The sequence below is a fragment of the Micromonospora sp. NPDC049799 genome (genome assembly GCF_040656655.1).
In the GTDB taxonomy this organism is placed as follows: domain Bacteria; phylum Actinomycetota; class Actinomycetes; order Mycobacteriales; family Micromonosporaceae; genus Micromonospora.
The window spans coordinates 1-22,634 of record NZ_JBFAMU010000034.1; the positions used below are offsets into that span (position 1 = coordinate 1).

General features: G+C 72.0%; 19 protein-coding genes. 13 read left to right on the top strand and 6 right to left on the bottom strand.

The window, feature by feature from the left end:
- The 8 genes from AB0I76_RS05255 to AB0I76_RS05290 form a co-directional block, all read left to right on the top strand.
- Positions 1 to 206: DUF2249 domain-containing protein (locus tag AB0I76_RS05255; protein WP_357030143.1), on the top strand; the 206-nt coding region annotated here is incomplete at its 5' end.
- A 120-nt stretch (positions 207 to 326) separates the two neighbouring features.
- Positions 327 to 767, top strand: coding sequence for a hemerythrin domain-containing protein (locus AB0I76_RS05260; RefSeq protein ID WP_357030145.1), 441 nt, complete (start codon positions 327 to 329; stop codon positions 765 to 767).
- Between the two features lie 153 nt (positions 768 to 920).
- The gene (locus AB0I76_RS05265) at positions 921 to 4,586 is read left to right on the top strand and encodes a nitrate reductase subunit alpha (RefSeq protein WP_357030147.1); all 3,666 of its coding nucleotides are present in this window, start codon (positions 921 to 923) and stop codon (positions 4,584 to 4,586) included.
- The gene (gene narH, locus AB0I76_RS05270; protein WP_357030149.1) at positions 4,586 to 6,283 is read left to right on the top strand and encodes a nitrate reductase subunit beta; all 1,698 of its coding nucleotides are present in this window, start codon (positions 4,586 to 4,588) and stop codon (positions 6,281 to 6,283) included. Before AB0I76_RS05265 ends, narH begins: the two co-directional genes overlap by 1 nt.
- On the top strand, positions 6,280 to 6,900 hold the full coding sequence (gene narJ / locus AB0I76_RS05275) for a nitrate reductase molybdenum cofactor assembly chaperone (protein WP_357030151.1): 621 nt from the start codon (positions 6,280 to 6,282) through the stop codon (positions 6,898 to 6,900). Before narH ends, narJ begins: the two co-directional genes overlap by 4 nt.
- On the top strand, positions 6,897 to 7,658 hold the full coding sequence (gene narI / locus AB0I76_RS05280) for a respiratory nitrate reductase subunit gamma (protein ID WP_357030153.1): 762 nt from the start codon (positions 6,897 to 6,899) through the stop codon (positions 7,656 to 7,658). Before narJ ends, narI begins: the two co-directional genes overlap by 4 nt.
- 13 nt (positions 7,659 to 7,671) lie before the next feature.
- Positions 7,672 to 8,895 carry an MFS transporter gene (locus AB0I76_RS05285; protein WP_357030155.1) on the top strand — a complete coding sequence of 408 codons (1,224 nt, stop codon included), beginning with the start codon at positions 7,672 to 7,674 and terminating at the stop codon, positions 8,893 to 8,895.
- A 63-nt stretch (positions 8,896 to 8,958) separates the two neighbouring features.
- A complete protein-coding gene (locus AB0I76_RS05290; RefSeq protein ID WP_357030157.1) occupies positions 8,959 to 9,948 on the top strand; it encodes a glycoside hydrolase family 6 protein in 990 nt (329 codons plus the stop codon).
- On the opposite strand, the gene AB0I76_RS05295 is transcribed toward AB0I76_RS05290, so the two are convergent.
- The 4 genes from AB0I76_RS05295 to AB0I76_RS05310 all read right to left on the bottom strand — a co-directional run bounded on the left by AB0I76_RS05295 (position 9,941) and on the right by AB0I76_RS05310 (position 13,983).
- On the bottom strand, positions 9,941 to 12,190 hold the full coding sequence (locus tag AB0I76_RS05295) for a bifunctional polysaccharide deacetylase/glycosyltransferase family 2 protein (RefSeq protein WP_357030159.1): 2,250 nt from the start codon (positions 12,188 to 12,190) through the stop codon (positions 9,941 to 9,943). The genes AB0I76_RS05290 and AB0I76_RS05295 overlap by 8 nt on opposite strands.
- Positions 12,190 to 12,525: a hypothetical protein gene (locus tag AB0I76_RS05300; RefSeq protein ID WP_357030162.1), complete on the bottom strand. Its 336-nt coding sequence runs from the start codon at positions 12,523 to 12,525 to the stop codon at positions 12,190 to 12,192. The genes AB0I76_RS05295 and AB0I76_RS05300 overlap by 1 nt, the downstream gene beginning before the upstream one ends.
- Before the next feature lie 262 nt (positions 12,526 to 12,787).
- Entirely contained in the window at positions 12,788 to 13,339 is a 552-nt protein-coding gene (locus AB0I76_RS05305) for a hypothetical protein (protein WP_357030164.1), read from the bottom strand.
- A gap of 116 nt (positions 13,340 to 13,455) precedes the next feature.
- Positions 13,456 to 13,983: a DUF6244 family protein gene (locus AB0I76_RS05310; RefSeq protein WP_357030166.1), complete on the bottom strand. Its 528-nt coding sequence runs from the start codon at positions 13,981 to 13,983 to the stop codon at positions 13,456 to 13,458.
- Between the two features lie 265 nt (positions 13,984 to 14,248).
- On the opposite strand from AB0I76_RS05310, the gene AB0I76_RS05315 reads away from it, so the two are divergent.
- The 5 genes from AB0I76_RS05315 (at position 14,249) to AB0I76_RS05335 (ending at position 20,003) form a co-directional block, all read left to right on the top strand.
- Entirely contained in the window at positions 14,249 to 14,779 is a 531-nt protein-coding gene (locus AB0I76_RS05315) for a hypothetical protein (RefSeq protein ID WP_357030168.1), read from the top strand.
- Entirely contained in the window at positions 14,776 to 17,367 is a 2,592-nt protein-coding gene (locus AB0I76_RS05320) for a GH25 family lysozyme (RefSeq protein ID WP_357030170.1), read from the top strand. Before AB0I76_RS05315 ends, AB0I76_RS05320 begins: the two co-directional genes overlap by 4 nt.
- A 38-nt stretch (positions 17,368 to 17,405) precedes the next feature.
- The gene (locus AB0I76_RS05325) at positions 17,406 to 18,542 is read left to right on the top strand and encodes a peptidoglycan DD-metalloendopeptidase family protein (RefSeq protein ID WP_357030172.1); all 1,137 of its coding nucleotides are present in this window, start codon (positions 17,406 to 17,408) and stop codon (positions 18,540 to 18,542) included.
- A 237-nt stretch (positions 18,543 to 18,779) separates the two neighbouring features.
- Positions 18,780 to 18,974, top strand: coding sequence for a hypothetical protein (locus AB0I76_RS05330; RefSeq protein ID WP_357030174.1), 195 nt, complete (start codon positions 18,780 to 18,782; stop codon positions 18,972 to 18,974).
- Positions 18,975 to 19,283: 309 nt separating this feature from the next.
- Positions 19,284 to 20,003 carry an RNA polymerase sigma factor SigF gene (locus tag AB0I76_RS05335; RefSeq protein ID WP_357030180.1) on the top strand — a complete coding sequence of 240 codons (720 nt, stop codon included), beginning with the start codon at positions 19,284 to 19,286 and terminating at the stop codon, positions 20,001 to 20,003.
- 32 nt (positions 20,004 to 20,035) lie between these two features.
- On the opposite strand, the gene AB0I76_RS05340 is transcribed toward AB0I76_RS05335, so the two are convergent.
- Together AB0I76_RS05340 and AB0I76_RS05345 are read right to left on the bottom strand one after the other, a co-directional pair.
- The gene (locus AB0I76_RS05340; RefSeq protein ID WP_357030176.1) at positions 20,036 to 21,532 is read right to left on the bottom strand and encodes a glycoside hydrolase family 130 protein; all 1,497 of its coding nucleotides are present in this window, start codon (positions 21,530 to 21,532) and stop codon (positions 20,036 to 20,038) included.
- The gene (locus tag AB0I76_RS05345) at positions 21,529 to 22,494 is read right to left on the bottom strand and encodes a glycosyltransferase (protein WP_357030178.1); all 966 of its coding nucleotides are present in this window, start codon (positions 22,492 to 22,494) and stop codon (positions 21,529 to 21,531) included. The genes AB0I76_RS05340 and AB0I76_RS05345 overlap by 4 nt, the downstream gene beginning before the upstream one ends.
- Positions 22,495 to 22,634: the final 140 nt, after the last annotated feature.

Below are 22,634 nucleotides of genomic sequence, written 5' to 3' on the forward strand. Positions count from 1 at the left end.
CACCACGCTGGAGGGCCTGGCCGGGTGGTGGACCGAGAAGACGACGGGGGACACCGGCGTCGGCGGCGCTGGTCGCCCCGCACGCCCCCCGCCCGCTGCTGGCCGAGGTCGAGGCCCGCTACGGCGACGGTATGACCACCGAGTGGCTGCAGGACGGACCGGAGGTGTGGCAGGTCCGGCTGTCCCGCCAGCCGGTCGCGGCCTGAGCATGCCGGGTTCCGCACGACGGGGGCAGGGCCGGCAGTCCGGCGCACCGGGCCGTTCGGCCCTGCCCCCGGTGGTGAGCGCGACGCAGGCTGGAAACCGCCACCAGGGGAGGAAGGCTCGTGTGCAACTACTGCGGCTGTCGGGAATTCCCGCTGATCGGACGGCTCTCCGCCGAGCACGAGAGGATCTCGAACGCCGCCGGACGGCTGCGCACGGCGGTGCACGGCGGCGCTGACGACGCCCTCGTCGCGCTCGACGACCTGCTCGCGCTGCTGATGCCGCACACCGCCACCGAGGAGGGCGGCCTCTTTGCGGAACTACGGGCCGAGGGCAGCATGGCCGAGGCGGTCGATCAGCTCTGCGCCGAACACGACGACATCCACGGCGTACTCGGCGCCGTCGACCGGACCGCGCCCGACTGGCCACCGGTGCTGGCCGCCCTCGACCGGCTGCACCGGCACATCGACAACGAGGAGCACGGGCTCTTCCCGGCCGCGGTGATCACGCTGCCGATCCCCGCCTGGGACCGGATCACCCCGACGACCGGGGCCGAACGGTGACGAAGGTAGAGCTGGTGATCTCGGGACCTTCGGCCCGGTTCGGGGAGGTAGTGCGCCGGCAGGATTGCCGCGACACCCCACTTCGGTTGCGCTTCGGCGCCCCTGCCGAGAACGTGGGACATCACGACAGAAGCTATCGAAGGATTGAGGCATATGTCGCGAGCGACCGAGAGTGCGGGACGGGCGCTACTGGCGGTGGGCGGCCTGGTACGCCGCGCCGAGGTGTCCGCCGACGGCCGGACACTGCACCAGATCGGCGGTCGGGAGGCCGACGCCTTCTACCGCGACCGCTGGTCCTACGACAAGGTGGTCCGTTCCACGCACGGGGTGAACTGCACCGGCTCGTGCTCCTGGAAGGTGTACGTCTCCGACGGCATCATCACCTGGGAGCAGCAGCAGACCGACTACCCCAGCGTCGGGCCGGACCGCCCCGAGTACGAGCCGCGCGGCTGCCCGCGTGGGGCCGCCTTCTCCTGGTACACCTACTCCCCCACCCGGGTGCGCTACCCGTACGCCCGGGGTGTGCTGGTGGAGATGTACCGGGAGGCCAAGGGTCGTCTCGGTGACCCGGTGGCCGCGTGGGCGGACATCCAGGCCGACCCGGAGCGGCGTCGCCGCTACCAGAAGGCGCGCGGCAAGGGCGGCCTGGTCCGGATCTCCTGGGACGAGGCGCAGGAGATGATCGCCGCCGCGCACGTGCACACCATCGGCGAGTACGGCCCGGACCGGATCGCCGGCTTCTCCCCCATCCCGGCGATGTCGATGGTGTCGCACGCCGTCGGCGCCCGGTTCGTCTCGCTGCTCGGCGGGTCGATGCTGTCGTTCTACGACTGGTACGCCGACCTGCCGGTGGCGTCCCCGCAGGTCTTCGGCGACCAGACCGACGTGCCCGAGTCCGGGGACTGGTGGGACGCCTCCTACTTCGTCATGTGGGGCTCCAACGTCCCGGTGACCCGCACCCCCGACGCGCACTGGATGGCCGAGGCGCGCTACCGGGGCCAGAAGGTCGTGGTGGTCAGCCCCGACTACGCCGACAACGTGAAGTTCGCCGACGAGTGGATGCCCGCCCAGCCGGGCACCGACGGTGCCCTCGCGATGGCGATGGGGCACGTGATCCTCAAGGAGTTCTTCGTCGACCGGCGAACGCCGCGTTTCGTCGACTACGTCCGCACGTTCACCGACCTGCCGTTCCTGGTCACGCTGGAGCCGGGTGCCGACGGGGCGTACCGGCCGGGCAAGTTCCTCACGGCCGAGGATCTCGGCGAGTCCGGCAGGGAATCGGCCTTCAAGACCGTGCTCTGGGACTCGGCGACCGAGGCCCCCGCCGTACCGCGCGGCAGCCTGGGGCACCGCTGGGGCGAGCAGTCGGGCCAGTGGAACCTCGACCTCGCCGACCTGGAACCGGCACTGACCTGCCTCGGCGCCGGCACGCCGGTCGAGGTGGAGCTGCCCCGCTTCGACACCGACACCCCGCAGGTACTGCGCCGCGGGGTGCCGACCCGGACGGTGAACGGCCACCTGGTGACCAGCGTGTTCGACCTGCTGCTCGCCCAGTACGGGGTGGCGCGCGAGGGCCTGCCCGGGCAGTGGCCGGCCGGGTACGACGACGTCGAGGCGCCGTACACCCCGGCGTGGCAGGAGCCGATCACCGGCGTGCCGGCGGTCCAGGTGGCCCGCGTGGCCAGGGAGTTCGCCGACAACGCCGAGCGGTCCGGCGGCCGCTCGATGATCCTGCTCGGTGCCGGCACCAACCACTGGTTCCACTCCGACACCACCTACCGGGCGATCCTGGCGCTGGTCACCCTGACCGGCTGCCAGGGGGTCAACGGTGGCGGCTGGGCCCACTACGTCGGGCAGGAGAAGTGCCGCCCGGTGACCGGCTGGGCGCAGCTCGCCTTCGGCCTGGACTGGGTCCGCCCGCCACGGCAGATGATCGGCACCGCCTTCTGGTACGTGCACACCGACCAGTGGCGCTACGACACCTACTCCGCCGACGTGGTCTCCTCCCCGACCGGCACCGGCGCCTTCGCCGGGAAGCACACCATGGACCTGCTGGCCCAGTCGGCGCGTGCCGGCTGGATGCCGTCGATGCCGACCTTCGACCGCAGCCCCCTCGACCTGGCCGACGAGGCCCTCGCGGCCCGGCCGGACGACCCCGCCGGCTGGGTGGCCGAGCAACTCGGCCAGGGCGACATCAGGTTCGCCTGCACCGACCCGGACGCGCCGGAGAACTGGCCGCGGGTACTGACCGTGTGGCGGGCCAACCTGCTCGGCTCGTCGGCCAAGGGCAACGAGTACTTCCTGCGCCACCTGCTCGGCACCGACGCGAACCTGCGCGCCGACGAGGCGCCGGAGGAGCTGCGGCCGAGGGACGTGACCTGGCGGGACGAGGCCCCCGAGGGCAAGCTCGACCTGCTGCTCTCGCTCGACTTCCGGATGACCTCCACCACGCTCTTCTCCGACATCGTGCTCCCGGCCGCCACCTGGTACGAGAAGCACGACCTCAGCAGCACGGACATGCACCCGTTCGTGCACGCCTTCACCCCGGCGATCAACCCCCCGTGGCAGACCCGAACCGACTTCGACGCCTTCCACGGCATCGCGAAGGCGTTCTCCGCGCTGGCGTCGCGGCATCTGGGCGTACGCCGGGACCTGGTCGCGGCGCCACTGCTGCACGACACCCCGGACGCCATGGCGACCCCGCGCGGCCGGGTGGTCGACTGGGCGGCCACCGGCGAGACACCGGTCCCGGGGCGGACCATGCCGAAACTGATCGTGGTCGAGCGGGACTACGGCGCGGTCGCCGACAAGCTGGCCGCGCTCGGACCGCTGATGGACACCCTCGGCACCACGGGCAAGGGCGTCTCGGTCGACGTGCGCCCTGAGGTGGAGTACCTGCGCCGCAAGAACGGCGAGGTGCGTGGCGGCGTCGCCGACGGACGGCCGTCGCTGGCGAAGGACGTACACGCCTGCGAGGCGATCCTGGCGCTGTCGGGCACCACCAACGGTCGGGTCGCCACCGCCGGCTTCCACGACGTGGAAAAGCGCACCGGCGTACGGCTGGCCGACCTGGCGGCCGAACACGAGGGCAAGCAGATCACGTTCGCCGACACCCAGGCCCGCCCGGTCCCGGTGATCACCAGCCCCGAGTGGTCCGGCAGCGAGCACGGCGGCCGGCGCTACTCGCCGTTCACCATCAACACCGAACGGCTCAAGCCCTGGCACACCCTCACCGGCCGGCAGCACTTCTTCCTCGACCACGACTGGATGCACGAGGCGGGCGAGGCGCTGCCGATCTTCCGGCCCCCGCTGGACATGCACAGGCTGTTCGGCGAGCCGCGCCTCGGCAGGAACGGCGAGCTGGAGATCACCGTCCGGTACCTCACCCCGCACTCGAAGTGGTCCATCCACTCCGAGTACCAGGACAACCTCATCATGCTGACGTTGTCCCGGGGCGGCCCGACCATGTGGATGAGCGAGACCGACGCGGAGAAGATCGGCGTACGGGACAACGACTGGATCGAGGCGGTCAACCGCAACGGCGTCGTGGTCTGCCGGGCCGTGGTGACCCACAAGATGCCCGAGGGCACGGTGTACATGTACCACGCCCAGGAGCGGGTCATCGACGTGCCGAAGTCGGAGACCAACGGCCGGCGCGGAGGCATCCACAACTCGCTGACCCGGCTGCTGGTCAAGCCCACCCACCTGATCGGCGGGTACGCGCAGCTGTCGTTCGCGTTCAACTACCTCGGCCCCACCGGCAACCAGCGCGACGAGGTCACGGTGATCCGCCGCCGCTCCCAGGAGGTGCAGTACTGATGCGGGTCATGGCACAGATGGCGATGGTGATGAACCTCGACAAGTGCATCGGCTGCCACACCTGTTCGGTCACCTGCAAGCAGGCGTGGACCAACCGGTCCGGGGTCGAGTACGTCTGGTTCAACAACGTGGAGACCCGCCCCGGCCAGGGCTACCCCCGCACGTACGAGGACCAGGAACGCTGGCAGGGCGGCTGGGTGCGGACCCGCGGCGGTCGGCTCAAGCCGCGCTCCGGCGGACGGGTGAAGAAGCTGTTCAGCATCTTCGCCAACCCGAAGCTGCCGTCCATGAAGGACTACTACGAGCCCTGGACGTACGACTACGAGCACCTGATCAACGCGCCGGCCGGCGACGACACCCCGGTGGCCCGCCCGAAGTCGCTGCTCACCGGCCAGGACACGAAGATCACCTGGAGCGCCAACTGGGACGACTCCCTCGCCGGGGGCAACGAGATCGCCGCCGGCGACCCGGTGCTGGCGAAGGTTTCCGGCCAGGTGAAGCAGGAGTTCGAGAAGACCTTCATGTTCTTCCTGCCGCGGATCTGCGAGCACTGCCTCAACCCGTCCTGCGCGGCCTCCTGCCCGTCGGGGGCGATCTACAAGCGGGCCGAGGACGGCATCGTCCTGGTCGACCAGGACCGCTGCCGCGGCTGGCGGATGTGCGTCACCGGCTGTCCGTACAAGAAGGTGTACTTCAACCACCGCACCGGCAAGGCGGAGAAGTGCACCTTCTGCTTCCCGCGCATCGAGATCGGGCAGCCGACCATCTGCTCCGAGACCTGTGTGGGCCGGCTGCGCTACCTGGGACTGATGCTCTACGACGCGGACCGGGTCGCCGAGGCCGCCGCGCGGAAGGACGAACACGACCTGTACGACGCGCAGCGGTCCGTCTTCCTCGACCCGCACGACCCGGCCGTGGTCGCCGCCGCCCGGGAGGCGGGCATTCCCGACGACTGGATCGACGCGGCCCAGCGCTCCCCGATCTGGGATCTGATCATGAAGTACGAGGTGGCGCTGCCACTGCATCCGGAGTACCGGACGATGCCGATGGTCTGGTACATCCCGCCGCTGTCGCCGGTGGCCGACGTGCTGCGCGAGACCGGCCACGACGCGGAGCAGGCCGGGAACCTCTTCGGCGCCATCGACGCCCTGCGCATCCCGGTGGAGTACCTGGCCGAGCTGTTCACTGCCGGCGACCCGGAGCCGGTGCGCGGGGTGCTGAACCGGCTCGCCGCGATGCGCGCGTACCAGCGCCGGATCAACCTGGGCGAGGAGCGCGACGAGTCCATCGCCGCCGCCGTCGGCATGACCGGCACGGAGATGGACGACATGTACCGGCTGCTGGCCATCGCCAAGTACGAGCAGCGCTACGTCATCCCCGCCGCCCACGCCGAGGACGCCCACCGGCTGGAGAAGATCGCCACGGAGTGCAGCCTGGACTACGAGGGCGGCCCCGGGATGGGTGGTGGCGGCCCGTACGGCCAGGGACCGTTCGGGGAGTCGTCCGGCACGCCGGTGCCGGTGCAGGTGGAGACCTTCCACATGCTGCGCGACCGGCAGACCGCCGACAGTTTCACCGACCCGGGCGACGAGCCGCGGCGGGTCAACCTGCTCAACTGGGACGGCAAGGGCACCCCGAAGGGCCTCTTTCCGCCTCGTAGCCCCGAAGCCGAACACGTCGACGGAGGTAAGCCGTGAGCCAGCCGGCCTGGCGGGCGGTGGCCGCCCGCGCGGCGTCCCTGCTGCTGCGCTATCCGGACGAGGAGGTCCTGGCGGCGCTGCCCACGGTGCGCGCCGCGCTCGACGGCCTGCCGGCCGAGGTCGCCCGACCGCTGCGCGAGGTGGTCGCCCACCGGGAGGCGGTCCCGCCCGTCGACCTGCGGGCCGCTTACGTGGAGCTGTTCGACTTCCGGCGCCGCTGCTGCCTGCACCTGACCTACTACACCTGCGGCGACACCCGTCGGCGGGGGGAGGCGCTGGTCACCTTCTCCGCCGCGTACAAGGAGGTGGGTCTGAAGGTGGTCGACGGCGAGCTGCCCGACTTCCTGCCCGCGGTGCTCGACCTGGCCGCCGCCGACGATCGCGGTTGGCGGCTGCTGCGGGAGAACCGGGTGGGCCTGGACCTGCTGGTCGAGGCGCTGGGCCGGGACAAGTCGGTGTACCGGCAGGCGGTCGCCGCCGTCCGCGAGATGCTGCCGCCCGCCCAGCCCGGGGACATCGCCGCCGCCACCCGCCTGGCCCGCACCGGACCGCCGGTGGAGCAGGTCGGGCTCGAACCGTTCGGACTGGTCGACACGACTGGAGGACGCCGATGAACATCCTGCTGTGGGTGGTGTACCCGTACCTGTCCATCGCGATCCTGGTCGGCGGCCTGATCTGGCGTCACCGGTACGACAAGTTCGGCTGGACGACCCGCTCCTCCCAGCTCTACGAGAGCGCCGTCCTGCGGTGGGGCAGTCCGCTGTTCCACTTCGGGGTGCTGATGGTCCTGATCGGACACATCGGCGGCCTGCTGGTGCCGAAGTCCTGGACCGAGGCGGTCGGGATCACCGAACACACCTACCATCTGACGGCCGTGTTCATCGGCACGGTGGCCGGCTTCTGCACCCTGATCGGGCTGGGCATCCTGATCGCCCGCCGTCGGTTGACCGGACCGGTCTTCGCCGCCACCACCCGCAACGACAAGGCGATGTACGTGGTGCTCGCCGGGGTGATCGTCCTGGGGCTCTGGGCCACCGTCCGGGCCAACATCAGTGGCCCGGGTTACGACTACCGCGAGACGATCTCCCCCTGGTTCCGGTCGCTGTTCTACCTCAGCCCCGACCCGGACATCATGGCCGGCGTGCCGATCGGCTTCCAGATCCACATCCTGGCGGCCTTCGCGCTCTTCGCGTTCTGGCCGTTCACCCGGCTCGTCCACGCCTTCAGCGCACCGGTGGGCTACGCCACCCGCCCGTACGTCGTCTACCGCAGCCGCGACGACCGGCCTGGACTACGCCCGGCCCGGCCCGGCTGGGAGGGCCCGCCCCAACTGCCCAGGCCGCGCGGCCGGCGCACCCGCTCGAGCCGGTGAGGAAGGAGCAACGATGAGCACCGCCACGGACACGCCGCTCACCTCCGGCCCCGGCACCTCGCTCCGGACGGGACCCGGTGCGACGCTCCAGCTCACCGTCGCCACACTCGGTTTCCTGGTCAACTTCTGGGCATGGGCGCTGCTGGGTCCCCTCGGTCCCGGCATCAAGGAACGGCTCGACCTGGGCTTCGCCGCGCAGTCGCTCCTCGTCGCCGTACCGGTGCTGGTGGGATCCCTCGGCCGAATCCCGGTCGGCGCGCTCACCGACCGGTACGGTGCCCGGGCCGTCTTCCCCCTGGTCACACTCGCCACGATCATTCCGGTGCTGACACTGACGGTGGTGTCGTCGTATCCCGCGCTGATCGTGACCGGCTTCTTCCTCGGCATCGGCGGCACGGCGTTCGCCGTCGGAGTTCCCCTTGTCTCCGGCTGGTACCCGGCGGCCCGGCGCGGCTTCGCGATCGGCGTGTTCGGCATCGGCACCGGCGGCACCGCGATCGCCAACTTCACCACCGTGCGGCTGGCCGACGTGTACGGCGAGGACGCCCCCTTTCTGCTGATCGCCGCGATCCTGGCCGCATACGCGGTGCTGGCGTTCCTGCTGCTGCGCGACGCACCCGGACGTGTCCGCCCGGCGGGCACGCTCCGGCAGCGGCTCACCGCCGTCGCGCGGCTGACCGTGACCTGGCAGCTGTGCTTCCTGTACGCGGTGGGCTTCGGCGGCTTCGTTGCCTTCAGCGTCTATCTGCCCGCGTACCTGCGCACCCAGTACGGACTGGAGCCCGCCGACGGTGCGCTGCGTACCGCCGGCTTCGTGGTGCTGGCCGTGCTGGCCCGACCGGCCGGCGGATGGCTCTCCGACCGGGTGCATCCCGTGCCGGTGCTGGTGTGGTGCTTCGCCGGGGTGGCCGTCCTCGCCGTCGTGCAGGCGTTCGCGCCGCCCCTGATGCCGGTGGCGACGGTCGCGCTGCTCGGCATGGCGGCGCTGCTCGGCGCTGCCAGCGGCGCCGTGTTCGCCCTGGTCGGCAAGGTCGCCCCGGCCGATCAGGTGGGTGCGGTGACCGGACTGGTCGGTGCTGCGGGCGGGTTGGGTGGCTTCGTTCCGCCGCTGGTGATGGGGTGGGTGTACGACATCCAGGGCTCGTACGCGATCGGTCTGATGCTGTTGTCCGACGTCGCGCTGGCCGCGGCGGTGTTCACCGCGGTCAAGATGGCCAACCTCGCTCGCACCGGTTGATCCGCATCGCAGGTCCCCGCCGCCCGCGCTGCGGTCGACCCCGTCCCGGCCTACCGTGGTCGGATGCGATCGGCTCTGCTCACCGGCTCCCTGGCCGCCGCACTGCTCGGGACGGCCGGCGGCTGCGCGGGCGGCGAGGGCGGCGCCGAGTACAGCCCGCTGCGGCACCCGTTCCGTGGCGCGACCCTGCTGGTGGACACCGACAGCCCGGCGGCGCGCTGGCGGGACGACCACGACGCGACCTGGTTGGATCCGATCGCCGACACCCCGCAGGCCCGGTGGCTGACCGGTCCGGACGACCTGACGGACCTGGCGCCGGTGCTGGCCGCGGCCCGCCGGAGCGCGGCTCTGCCGGTCGTGGTGATCTACCACGTCCCGAACCGCGACTGCGCCGGCCCGAGCCGGGGCGGCGCGGTCGACGCGGAGGCCTACGCGCGGTTCATCGCGCAGACCGTGCGGGGGCTCGGCGACGACCGGGCGGCGGTGGTCCTGGAGCCGGACGCGGTGGCGGCGGACTGCTTCGACGACGCCCGGGCGGACCTGCTGACCGACGCCACCCGGACGCTGGCCGACGCCGGCCACCACGTCTACCTCGACGCGGGGCATCCCCGCTGGCGGGGGCCGACCGAGACCGCCGAGCGGCTGCGGCGGTCCGGCATCACCCGGGCCGAGGGATTCTCGGTGAACGTGTCCAACCGCCAGTCCACCGCCGACAGCCACCGGTGGGGGTTGGCCGTCTCACGGCTGGTGGGCGATCGGGAGATGGTCATCGACACCTCGCGCAACGGGCTGCCCGCGCCGCCGGACGACCAGTGGTGCAACGCGACCCCGGAGGCTCTCGGTCCACCGCCGACCACCGATCCGGGCCTGGAACGGGTCGCCGCGCTGCTCTGGATCAAGAGTCCGGGCGAGTCCGACGGGCCGTGCGGCCGGGCCGAACCGGCGGCGGGCGTCTTCTCCCCCGCCCAGGCCCGCGCCCTGATCTCGGCAACGCCGTGGCTGCCGGCTGCCGCCCGGGAGGCGGCAGCCGGGGCGCGGGCACCGCTCAGGTGACCGGTTGCGGCTGGGCGTCGGCCACCTCGCCGGTACGACGCAGCTTGTGCCACTTCAGGCGTCCACCGCTGAGCGCGGTGATCACCGAGTGCACCAGCACCAGGTACATGACCTGCCGGTAGAGGAACTGCTGGAGCGGAAGGGCCCAGAGCGGGCGCAGCGGTTCCCGGTCGAGGCGGAACGCCAGGATCGCGGTGACGATCTGCACGACCATGACGGCCAGCCAGGCGAGCACGGTCTCGTAGCGGTCGAGGAAGAACAGCCCGTAGACGGCGAAGATGTCGACGACCGGGGCGAGCAGCGGCAGCAGCACCGAGAACAGGGCGATGAACGGCAGCCCGCGTCGGCCGAACCGGCCCGACGGCCCCCGTTCGACAAACGCCCGGCGGTGCCGCCACAACGCCTGCATGGTGCCGTAGCTCCACCGGTAGCGCTGCCGCCACAGCTCCGGCAACGTGCTCGGCGCCTCGGTACGGGCGACGGCGGTCTCCTCGTAGACGACCCGCCAGCCGGCGCGGTGGATGCCCATGGTGAGGTCGGTGTCCTCGGCGAGGGTGGCCCGGCTGAGCCCGCCGGCGGCCCGTACCGCCTCGCGACGGAACGCGCCCAGGGCGCCGGGGATGGTGGGCATGCAGTGCAGCGTGTCGTAGAGGCGCCGGTCGAGGCTGAACCCGATGACGTACTCGATGTGCTGCCAGCGGCCGAGCAGCCGCCGCCGGTTGCCCACCTTGACGTTGCCGGCCACCGCGCCGACCCGCGGGTCCGCGAACGGCTGCACCAGACGGTGCACGGCGTCGGGCGCGACGACGGTGTCGGCGTCGACCATGACCACCAGGTCGTTGCGGGCGAGCGCCACCCCGGCGTTGAGCGCGGCGGCCTTGCCGCCACCGGGAACCCGGGCCACCCGCACGTTGGGCAGCCCGAGGCGCTCCACCTCGTCGGCGGTGCCGTCGTCGGACTCGTCGTCCACGACCAGCACCTCGATGCCGGGGTGTGTGCCGGAGGCCAGTGAGCGAACGGCGGCAGCGATGGTGGTCCGCTCGTTGAAGGCCGGCACGATGATCGTGACCGGGTCGTTCACCTCGCCACCCCAGGACCAGGTCGGGGCGCGGCGACGGCGGGCATGAGCCACCGCGTACCCGAAGAGCAGCAGGGTGCGCGCCAGGGTGAGCAGGCCGACGACGATGAGCAGCAGCCACAGGACGTGCACGGTGCCGTCGGCGAGCCGGACGCCGCCGACCAGCAGTGCGCCGCGAATCTGGTCGTCGGCACCCGGCCGGACGGTTGCGGCGGTCGGCCAGCCGAGCCCCTGGGAGACGGTGGTGAACCGGTAGCCGCGGGCCTGCATCTCGGGAATGAAGCGGTCCAGCGCGGCGATGGTCTGCGACCGGTCCCCGCCGCTGTCGTGCATCAGGACCACCGCGCCCTGGTCACCCTCGGGGGTGGAGTTGCGGATGATGGCGCCCGGGCCGGGACGGGCCCAGTCCCGGCTGTCGGTGTCGTTGAACACGGACACGTAACCCCACCGGCCGGACTCCCGCACCAGCGGCCAACTCGCGTCGTCCAGCGAGTCCACCCCGCTTGAGTACGGCAGGCGGGCCAGCGAGGTGTCGACGCCCGTGACGTACTGGATGGCGGCGCGGGTCTGCGAGTACTCCAGCTTGCGCCGCCAGGACGGCAGGTCCGCCATCTCGGGGTGGGTGAAGGTGTGGATGCCCAGCTCGTGGCCCTCGCGGGCCATCCGCTCCGCCAGCTCGGGGTGCCGGCTGACCTGCGAACCCAGCACGAAGAAGGTGGCCGGCGCGCGGTGCCGGCTCAGCACGTCCAGCACCTTGGGCGTCCACGTCGGATCGGGACCGTCGTCGAAGGTCAGGGCGATCGTCCGCGCCGGCATCCGCCGGGCGTCCAGCTTGCCGCCGCGCGTGTCGACCACCGTCCCGCCGTCGCGGACCACCGCCGGCACCGTGCCGGTCCCGGTCGGACCGTCGCTCTGGTGGTCGGGGGTGAAGCGCGAGTTCGCGTACGCCCCGACGGCGAGCAGGTTCAGCAGGATGAACGTCGCCACCGCCGCCAGCATCCACCGTCGACGGTTACGCCTGCGCTGCCGCCGCTCCTCCGCCGACGAGGCCGACGACGCGGACGGCGTGGACGGCGTGGACGGCGTGGACGGCGTGGACGGCGTGGACGCTGGCACGATCTCGCCGGTGCCGGCCACACGTCGGCGTCCACTCCAGACGGCCATCAGCTCGTCGACCCGAACGCGTCCAGACCCTGGACGAGCCAGAACGCGACGACGAGCAGGAGAGCGATCGCGACCAGCGCGTACACGGTCTGGCGCAGCAGGTGACCCCGGCGCCCGGAGCGGTCCACGAAGATCGCCGCCGTCACGTCGGGTGGCTGCAACAGCTGGGTGGCCACGTCGACCGGCTCATCGGCGGTCGCCGGCTCCACCGGGACCACGCCGTGCCGTACCGGCGGCTCCACCTGAGCGGCGCTGCCCGGCAGGACGGCCGGCCCGGTCGGTGCGGCCACGCCACGGACGACGGCCGGCCGGGTGGGTGCGGTGGGTGCGGCCACGCCACGGACCACGACCGGCCCGGTCGGTGCCGCGACACCGCGGGCGGCTCCGGGTGAGGCAGAGCGGGCCCGCCGACGTGCCCACGGAATCCCGGCTGACTCCCGACTGGCGGGGGCTGGTTCGGCTGGCGGCGGCACGCGCGCGACGTAACGCCTGTTCATCTTCTTCACAGTGGGGGCAGTACCCACGGCCGCTTGATCTACTAACGCTGACCTGCGAAGAGAATTGAGCCGGAACACAGGCATCACCGGCAGCCGTTGCTCAGAACCACTGCCGTACGACGAACCCCGCGCCGCCGCTGTTGTCGCCCAGGTTGTTGTCGTTGAAGGTGAAGACCAGGTGCGGCGCCGGGTCGCCGTTGCTGGAGAACAGCATGCATCCGCTGTCGGTGCCGACCGGGAACCAGGAGCTGGGTCCGTAGATCCGGCTGGTCTTCTTCACCCACATCGAGCCCGTGGTGACCCGGGCTATGAGCGCGTACCGAGGGGCACCGGGCGCCGGCCACCCACCGGTGGTGGGAGCGGCCGGCAGCTCGCCGGCGATGCTCTTGGTGGTGCCCCAGTGGTCGATCTGAACGTTGCCCTGCGCACTCACGCGGAAGGCGTCGCCGTGGATGATGCTGATGGGCGACACCCAGGTCGTCTGCTGGTTCCCCGGCGCGGGCCGGGCGGTGGGGTCCTGGTGCTGCGGGGTGGTCGAGTCGTAACAGCTGTCCAGGGCGGTGTCGGCCGCGGCCGGACCAGCCGGCAGAAGCGTGACCGTGAGGGTCAGGGTGAACGCGGTGACGGTGGAGATCAGTCTTCTGGTCCGCATGGCAACTCCCGCCGGAAGGCCCGCCGACGGCAGACCGTCGACGGTGGAGCCGAGTGTGTCCCATGCCGACAAGCGCCCCGCTGACCCCACGTCGCGGTGCGCCTCGCCTGCCCCGCTCAGCTTCCCGAGGACCCCAGCTGTCGCGCTTCGGCGATCGCCGCCTCGACGGACTGTCGGGCGACGCCGGTGCGCTGAACGACCAGCACCAGGACCTGCTTGATGTTGTCCAGGGCCTGGAGCAGCGACCCGGGCTGCCCACCCCGCAGAATCATGGTGACGAGTTGCTGTGCCTCACCGACCTGGGTGATCGCCCCGGCGGTCGCGTCGCGTGCGCTGACCACCGCGGACTGAACGGGTGTCAGTCCGGAGATCGTCTCCTGCGTGGTGGCCTCGTGCGGAACGGCCGCAGCCGCCTTCGTCGCCTCACCGATCGCACCGGAAAGGCTACCCAGGTCGCCCTGGATTGCCGTGATCGTGCTGCGTACCCGGGCCATTCCCGCCGCGACGGCCAGGAAGCCGGCCGCCGCGGCCCGCAGCGCCACCTCCTGCGCCTGACTGTCGACGGCGGCTGCCAACCCCTGTGCGCGCTCGATGCCCGTCATCAGCGCGCGCAGTTCACCGGTGATCTTCTCGATGTGCGACACGTAGCCGACTTTCCGATCGCAGGCAGTGAAGGTGTCTGACCGCTGAAACTACCGGGGCATCCTCACCGCCACCAGGCCTCATCGGTGGCATGACCGCGTCAGTGCCTTCGAAGTCTGCGGATCCGTTGGGTCACAGCGGCCCGGCGGACCCCGACGATGACGGTACTTGACCGGGAGCGGTCGAAGGTCTCACGAAGATGACCGACGGCCCCCGACCGGGATACCGGCCGATGACGTGCGGATGCCGCACGCGAGGGGAGAGCAGATGGCCGATCTGATCGACAGGAACCTACCGCGGGTGTCCCGCCGCGCCGTCCTACGCGGGGCGGGTGTGCTCGTACCGGGAGTGGTGCTCGCGACGGCGGGCGGGCGGGCGGCCTCCGCCGCCGGGGCGTCCCGGCTGGACGGGGCGGTGCGGGGCGCGTTCTCCGCACCCGTACACGTCTGGGCGACCTCGGCGGGCCGGGCCGGACGCGCCGCGCACGGCGTCGTCTTCACCCTTGTCGCGAACAGCCGTCCGCTCGCCGGACGGCGGGTGCGGTTCTCGATCAGCGAGTTCCACCGGGTCGACCTCAGCGTGTGGTTCGAGGTCGCCCCCGGGCGCCGGTCTGCGCCACGCCTCGGCCACCTCGACCTCGACACCGACGACGCCGGGCGGATCTCGCTGGACCGCTGGCTGCGCAGCGGCGCCGTGCCGACCTCCGCGACCGGCGCCCACCCGGTGCTGCGGGCGCAACTCGTCGGCACGGAGGAAATCCTCGCCATCACCACCCTCGACGTGCGGAGCGGACAGTGACCAGGACCGTCGCCGGGGCCGAGCAGTGGGCCCGCCAGCACGTCGTCGACGCCGGTGGCGCCGGCTTCTACAACGGTTACAACTGGAACGGCATGTGCCAGGCGTTGATGTTCCGCGCCTGCGCGCTCGGAGACTCCCGGAGCACCGCCTATCAGGCGTTCATCGACTCCGGGGCCGAGTACACCGACTATTCGGCGGCGCCGCGCGGCGCTTTCCACTGGTGGGCGAACCACGGCAACGGCGGCCACCCCGGTCACGTCGCCCTCGACCTCGACGGCGGTGGCACCCGCTGCCTGATGGCGTCGTCGCTCCTCTCCGGCGGGCAGGACTTCGCGCCCGGTGGGTACTGCATCGGCACCCAGTCCGTCGCCCGGTACACCGCCCTGTCCGGCCTGATCTACAAGGGCTGGACCCTGGACAACGTCGGCTACCGGATGGCCGACGTGGGTGCCCCCGGCCCGGGCACCACCCCGGGACCGTCGGAGTACGTGCTCACCGCCGACGACCAGCGGGTGCTTCAGCGCCTCGCTCTGCGCGGCGGGTACGGCGGCCCCGTGGACGGCGTCATGGGCGTCCTGAGCTGGAAGGGCGTGCAGACCGCCGTCCAGGACTTCGGCTACACCGGGCCGATCGACGGAATCCCCGGCACCCGGACCTACACGGCGATCCAGACGCTGGCCCGCGACGGCGGCTACGAGGGGCCGCTCGACGGCGTCCTCGGCCCCAACACCATCCGCGGCGTCGCGGCGTGGTTGGACGCCCATCCGCCGGTCACCCCGCCCGCGAACGACTACGTGCCCGGTATCGACGTCGGCACCAGCCAGGCGAACCTCGACTTCCTGGCCGCGCGCGCCGCCGGGTTCCGGTTCTGCGTCGTCAAGTCGGGCGGGTCCAACGACGGGACGCGCCAGCCGTACACGTCGCCGTACTACACGCGGCAGGTGGACGCCGCCCGCGCGGCCGGGTTCCTCGTCGGCCACTACTGGATGACGGGCTGGGGTACCGCGGCGGGCGACTCCGCGTACTTCCTCGCGAACCTGCACGGCTACCGCCCCGGCGATCCGCTGATGGTCGACGTCGAGGGCATCGACGGCAGTCCCGTGTGGAGCGACGCGCAGACCGCCGCGTTCATCAACGCCGTCAAGGCGGCCCTGGGCGTGACGCCGTTCCTGTACACGTACTCCGCGCTGCTGCGGTCACGGACCTGGCCGCTGACGCAGGCGACCGGCGCGAAGCTGTGGATCGCGCACTACGACGTGCCGCCGGGCAGCCCGAACATCGGCACCGCGTACCCGACGTGGGCGATCCACCAGTTCAGCGCCTCGGGGTCGGTCAAGGGCGTGGCCATCGACATGAACGTCGCGAAGCCCGACGCGTTCGGCTCGGCGACCCTGCCGCCGCCCGGCGCGAACCCGGTCCCCGGCCCGACGCCGGGCATCCCCCTCGCCGACGGCGTCACGCTGCAGCGGGTCGCGGAGCTCGGCGGGTACGTCGGCCCCGTCGACGGCGTCCTCGGGTCGAACAGCTGGAAGGGCGTGCAGACGCACCTCACGCGGCTCGGGCTGTACAGCGGTCCGGTCGACGGCGTGCCCGGCACCAACACGTACAAGGGCTTGCAACTGCTCGCGCAGCGCGGCGGCTACACCGGCCCCGTCGACGGCGTCCTCGGACCGAACAGCTACGCGGGGCTGCGCGCGTACCTCGACCAGGTCGCCGGCGGCGTCACGATCGCGACGGCCGACGCGAAGACGCTCCAGCAGCTCGCCCAGCGCGGCGGCTACACCGGGCCGGTCGACGGCATCCTGGGAGTGCTGAGCTGGAAGGGCGTGCAGACCGTCCTGTCCCGGGGTTACTACACGGGCCCCGTCGACGGGGTGCCCGGGCCGAACACGTACAGGTCGCTCCAACTGCTCGCCGCCGACTACGGCTACACCGGCCCGATCGACGGGGTGCCCGGACCGAACACGTACGCCGCCATCCGCACGTATCTCAGCGTCACCTCCGGCGTCCCGGGCCCCATCTCGATCGCGGACGGCACGACGCTGCAACGCATCGCCGTCGGCGGCGGGTACCCGGGGCCGCTCGACGGTGTCCCCGGTGCACAGAGCTGGAAGGGCGTGCAGACCGTGCTGCGCGGCTACGGCTACACCGGTCCGATCGACGGGGCGCCGGGTACCAACACGTACAAGGCGTTGCAGACCCTGGCGACCGCCGGCGGCTACACCGGTCCCGTCGACGGCGTCATGGGCGTCCAGAGCTGGAAGGGCGTCCAGACCGTCATGCGGCGGTTCGGCTACACCGGGCCGATCGACGGCGTCCCGGGCGGCCAGACGTACGCGGCCATGCAGCGCATGGCGAAGCTGGGCGGCTACGCGGGCCCCACCGACGGCGTGCTCGGAGCGTACAGCTGGAGCGGTCTCCAGACCTGCCTGCGGGGCTGGGGCTACTCGGGCCTGATCGACGGCGCACCCGGATCCGGCACGTACACGGCGTTGCAGCGCATGGCCCAGGGCGGCGGCTACACCGGGCCGCTCGACGGGGTGCCGGGGCCGAACACGTACCGCGCACTCGCCAACCTCGTCCCCTGAGCGACTCGTCCGACACCCCACCTCAAGAGGAGAGAACCATGTCCGAGTACGTATCACGCGGGTGCTGCGACGGCGACGACCCGCGTACCGCTCCCGTCATCAGCCGTCGTGCCATGTTGCGGGGCGGCGCGGCGGTCGGCGGCGGGCTGGTGGTCGGCGGCATGCTGCTGCCGACCGCGGCGTACGCCAACCCGGCGATCTACCACCCGTTCCGCGCCTACCCGATCACCGACGGTTGGCAGGCCCACCTCAACCGCGGCTCCCTCGGCGGCATCGACTTCGGCATGGCCGTCGGCACCAACCTGCCCGCGTGCGGGGCGGGAACCGTCGAGAACATCTACTACAACGGGACCGGCGGGCACACCGTCACGATCCACCTCGCCGGCGGCTGGCGCAGCCAGTACATGCACCTGTCGCAGTTCCTGCTGGCGAACGGGGCCTCGGTGGCGTCCGGGACGGTCGTGGGCCGCTCGGGGGGTGCCGCCGGGGCGGACGGTTCGGGCTCGTCCACCGGCCCGCACCTGCACTGGCACCTGATCACCCCGAACGGCGTCCGGGTCAACCCGCTCGACTACGTCGGCGGGGGGACCGGCCCCACCCCCACCCCGGCCCCCCAGACGGAGGGCGTCATCCTGCAGGAGATCGGCCAGGCGGGCGGTTACACCGGCCCGGTCGACGGCGTGCCGGGCACGTACACCTGGTACGGCGTGCAGCAGGTGATGCGCGGCTACGGCTACACCGGTCCGATCGACGGCGCCCCGGGCACGTACACCTACGCCGCCCTCCAGCGGCTCGCCGCTAAGGGCGGCTACGGCGGCCCTGCTGACGGCGTCATGGGCACCAACTCCTGGAAGGGCGTGCAGACGATCCTGCGCGGCTTCGGCTACACCGGTCCGATCGACGGCGCCCCCGGCACGTACACCTACGCGGCCCTCCAGCGGCTCGCCAAGCTCGGCGGATACACCGGCCCCGCCGACGGTGTCATGGGCTCCTACTCCTGGCGGGGCGTGCAGAAGCTGCTCTCCGGCTACGGGTACGGCGGTCCGATCGACGGCGTTGCCGGAATCAACACCTACAAGGCGCTGCAACAGATGGCGAAGCTCGGCGGATACACCGGCCCCGTGGACGGCCTGCCCGGCCCGTACACCTGGGCGGCGCTCGCTCGCCTGATCTGACCGCGTACGACGGGGCCGCGTCCGGACCGGGCGCGGCCCCGGTCCGCTCGGGGAATTCGGACGGACCCTTCCGGAACGCGTGACGGACGCCGGAGACGGGTATGGTCGGTGTCGACGGGCACTCGCCCGCGACCGGGACACCGGATCGGGTCCCAGTGCGCACGCCGGGCTTCACGACGACACGCGGCAGGTTACTCCCGCGACCCGATGCGCTCCGCTCCTCAAGAAGGATCTTGCATGACATCGAAAGACAGCCACGTTTCGGCGTTGTTCCTCGCCATCCCCACCCTCGACGGGCTCGACGCCGACGTGAGGTTCGACGGCAGCGAGGAGGCAATGCGGCGGCTGCGCCACCCGTTCGCGGTGAGCCCCGCGGCTTCCGGGCCGTCGTCGACGGCGATGACGGGCGAGGGCCCGGGTCGGCGCGCTTGACCCCTGCCGCAGCCGGCGGCGGTTCATACTTTCGGCTAGTAATCAGTCGGTCTTTCGGGTAGTGTCCACGCCATAACCTGAACGACATGACGCGGTGGCGAGGCCCGTGGTCGTGGCCTTGCGACAGCGCACACGCCCGTACGTGCGCTCCCGGCGACAGCCGGTTCGGAGATCTTCCGGTCGATCCGATCCACGGGCACGGGAAGGACCAGTCCCATGGTCATGACCTTCGCATCGACGACCAGCACCCGCTCCGGCCGGCCCGGCGGCACACTCGGCGATCACCGTCCAGATGATCTCCTGGCCGCCATGGCCGCGACCCCGGCCGACGACCCCCGGCGGCCGGCGCTACGGGAACGCGCCATCGAGGCGTGGTTGCCGCTCGCCCGCCACCTGGCGCGCCGCTACTCGGGACGCGGGGTCCAGGACGAGGACCTGACCCAGACCGCCGCGATCGGGTTGATCAAGGCCATCGACCACTTCGACCCCACCCGGGGCGTCGACTTCACCGGGTACGCCATCCCCACCGTCATCGGCGAGATCAAGCGGTACTTCCGCGACCGCACCTGGTCGGTACGGGTGCCCCGCCGCCTGCAGGAACTCCGCCTCACGATCACCGAGGCGAACAGCACCCTCACGCACACGCTGGGGCGTTCGCCGACCGTGGCCGACATCGCGGCCTACCTCGACGTGTCGGAGGAGACCGTCCTGGAGGGACTCGAAGGGGCGCGGGCGTACCGGGCCACCTCGCTGTCCACCCCTGTCGGTGCCGACGGCACCCAGGAACTCGGCGACACCCTCGGGGCCACCGACAACGACTTCGACCTGGTCGAACTCCGCGTCGCCCTCGGGCCGGCGCTCGCCACGCTGCCGGAACGCGAACGCAGGATCCTGAGCCTGCGCTTCCACGGCAACCTCACCCAGGCCGAGATCGCCGACCGGATCGGCGTCTCGCAGATGCACGTCTCCCGGCTCATCACCCGAGCGCTGGCCAAGCTGCGCGGTCAGCTTTCCGAGGACTGCGTCTGACCCTCACGGTCCCGGGCCGCCCACAACCCCGCTCACCCGCCCCCGCCGCCGTCCGGTGTCGGCGCGGATTCCACCATCGCCGAGATGAGGGCGGCCACCGGCACCGTGGCGAATCCGACCCGCGCGTCGCTGGCCCCGTACGGCAGCCAGAGCTCGCCGGCGTGGACGAGACCCCCACACGAGTAGACGACGTTGGGAACGTACCCGTCCCGGTCATCCGTGTCGGGTGCCAGGAGCGTGCCGGGGAGCCGCGCGACGACCCGTTCCGGTCGACGCAGGTCGAGCAGGAGCGCGCCGATGGCGTACCGGCGCATCGGACCGACCCCGTGGGTGAGTACGAGCCAGCCGGCGTCGGTTTCGATGGGGGATCCGCAGTTACCCACCTGGATCAGTTCCCAGCTGTCCCGGGGGGAGTGCAGCGGCACCGGTTCCTGCCACCGGTTCTCGTGGTCCAGGCAGGTCAGGCCGATGGTCTCGCCGTCGGCGCGGCACAGGGCGAGGTGCCGGCCGTCGACAGTACGGGGGAACAGCGCGACGCCCTTGTTGCGGGCGCCCGGGCCGCGCATCGGGGTGATCTCGAAGCGGCGCAGATCGGTGCTGGCCAACGAGCGGGGGGCGATGTGCCGCCCATCGTAGGCGGTGTAGGTGGCGCGGTACACCGGTCCGGACTCGTCGGTGAACCTGACGAACCGGGCGTCCTCCATGCCGTTGCTCTCCGCCGGGGTGGCCGGCCAGAGCACCCTCTGGTGCAGCTCCGTGCCGGCGGGGAAGGTCATGGCGTAGCTGGCGGCGTTGGTGCGGCGCAGGTGTTCCAGGGTGCTCGGACCGGTGCTGCGGCTCAGCAGGTCCGGTGGCAGGTTGCCGAGTACGCGATCGAAGGTGGCCTCGTCGTACCGGTCGGGCAGGGCGTCCAGCACGGACGCGGTGACCTCGTTGTCGCAGTCCTCCTCGGCCAGGCCGGCGGCGAGCAGGTCCCGGCGGTGCCGTACGCCCACCCGCTGCCCGACGACCAGCGGGCCCGACCGGTCCGCGACGATGAGCCGGCGTCCAGGTCCGAGGACGGCGGTGGCGAACCCGATGGACGACAGGTGACCCTCACCGATCTGACGCAGGCTGACGGCGACGCGCACCTGTCCGGCGTCCAGACCGCCCTGGTCCGGGTGGATCACCATCGACGGGTTGCACAGCGCGGCGGCCTCGACCGCGTACTCGTGACTGAAGTAGGCACCGACCAGGAGTCGGGTGGTGGGGGAAAGGTCTCGGGACCGGGCGATGCGGTGCCGGACGAGGTCGTAGTGGTGGTGGAACGTGCCGTCCAGGTCGCGGTGCCGACTGCCGAAGCGGTCGAAGGTGTCCCGCAGCAGCCGGCCGGTCTCCTCGTCGTCGAGGCGCGCGACGCGGTCGATGATCCCCGCCGCGCGGGTGCGTACCAGAGCGGCGTCCTCACCCGGGATGAAGAGCTTGACGACGACCCGGCGTGGATCCGGGGCGACGGTGGTGCCGTGCCGGACGGCCAGGGAGCCGGTCACGACCACCGCCGGGCGTGCTGCAGGGTGGCGATGAGGGCGAGGGTGGATTCGGCGCCCTGGTTGAGGTTGGGTCCGCGCGGGGTCAACCCGTCGTAGCCGCCACCGGTCGCCGGATCCCACATCGGCGTGCCGACGTCGTTGTCGCCGAGGAACCACCCGACCGCCTGCCGCACCCCGGTCTCCCAACCGGGATCGCCGGTGACCGTGGCGGCGGTGGCGCAGGCGTCGGCGAAGGCGGCGGCCTCGATCGGTTGCTGGTCGTGGCGGAGCCGCCCCTCGCCGCGTCGCCAGCCACCGGCGGGTACGACCGACAGGTGCCCATCGCGGAGTTGGACGTCGCGCAGCCAGGCCAGCATCCGCAGTCCGTTGTCGAGGGGCGGGCCGTCGTGGCGCAGTTGACTGGCAAGGATGACGACCTCCGCAAGGGCCGCCGAGGCGTAGGTCAGCCGCGGCCAGGGCCAGGGCCACCGTGGATCGGCTCCGGGGCCGCCGATCGTCGTGGCGGCGTCCGTCAGCAGTGCGGCCGCGGCGGCGTGGGCCGGGTGTCGGCGCAGCACCTCGGCGGCACCGAGCCCGGCGAAGGCCATCGCGTGCGGGGCCGGGGAGCGCCGCGTGGCGGCTCTGCTGAAGGCGACCAGCGCCTCCTCCCGAACCCAGGCGGCGGGACTGCGGGCAGCCGCGGTACCCAGCCCCCACAGCGCCCGGCCCCACCAGTCGCCGAGGCCGGGCTCGTCGGTCCAGCGCCGATCGTGGCCGAGCCGGTTGTGGAAGGCGCCGGCGGCGTCCTGCGCGTGGGTCAGGAAGGCCAGGTAGCGCTCGGCGAGCCGGAGTACCTCCTCCGTCGGCTCGGGTTGGCGGCTGGTGACGACCAGGCCGCGCGCGACGTCGTCGGTGCAGTAGCCGTGCTCGCGACGGACGATGGCGTGCCGGGCGTGCTCGAACAGCCCGGTGTCGTCGCTCAACCGGCTCAGGTGCGCGAAGCTCGGTCCGGGCGGGGTCGGCTGGGGACCGCTGCCCGGTGCGGCGGGACGGCCGGTGTTCGTTCCCTGGCTCGCGACGACGGTGCTGGTGGTCCTGGTCGCGCTCGGCTTCGACCTGGCTG

Excerpts from the sequence above, each read along its gene's own strand:
- AB0I76_RS05285 (WP_357030155.1), top strand. The coding sequence starts at position 7,672 with ATGAGCACCGCCACGGACACGCCGCTCACCTCCGGCCCCGGCACCTCG.
- AB0I76_RS05290 (WP_357030157.1), top strand. The coding sequence starts at position 8,959 with ATGCGATCGGCTCTGCTCACCGGCTCCCTGGCCGCCGCACTGCTCGGG.
- AB0I76_RS05265 (WP_357030147.1), top strand. The coding sequence starts at position 921 with ATGTCGCGAGCGACCGAGAGTGCGGGACGGGCGCTACTGGCGGTGGGC.
- AB0I76_RS05335 (WP_357030180.1), top strand. The coding sequence starts at position 19,284 with ATGGCCGCGACCCCGGCCGACGACCCCCGGCGGCCGGCGCTACGGGAA.
- AB0I76_RS05330 (WP_357030174.1), top strand. The coding sequence starts at position 18,780 with ATGACATCGAAAGACAGCCACGTTTCGGCGTTGTTCCTCGCCATCCCC.
- narH (WP_357030149.1), top strand. The coding sequence starts at position 4,586 with ATGCGGGTCATGGCACAGATGGCGATGGTGATGAACCTCGACAAGTGC.
- AB0I76_RS05315 (WP_357030168.1), top strand. The coding sequence starts at position 14,249 with ATGGCCGATCTGATCGACAGGAACCTACCGCGGGTGTCCCGCCGCGCC.
- AB0I76_RS05295 (WP_357030159.1), bottom strand. The coding sequence starts at position 12,190 with ATGGCCGTCTGGAGTGGACGCCGACGTGTGGCCGGCACCGGCGAGATC.
- narI (WP_357030153.1), top strand. The coding sequence starts at position 6,897 with ATGAACATCCTGCTGTGGGTGGTGTACCCGTACCTGTCCATCGCGATC.
- AB0I76_RS05305 (WP_357030164.1), bottom strand. The coding sequence starts at position 13,339 with ATGCGGACCAGAAGACTGATCTCCACCGTCACCGCGTTCACCCTGACC.
- AB0I76_RS05325 (WP_357030172.1), top strand. The coding sequence starts at position 17,406 with ATGTCCGAGTACGTATCACGCGGGTGCTGCGACGGCGACGACCCGCGT.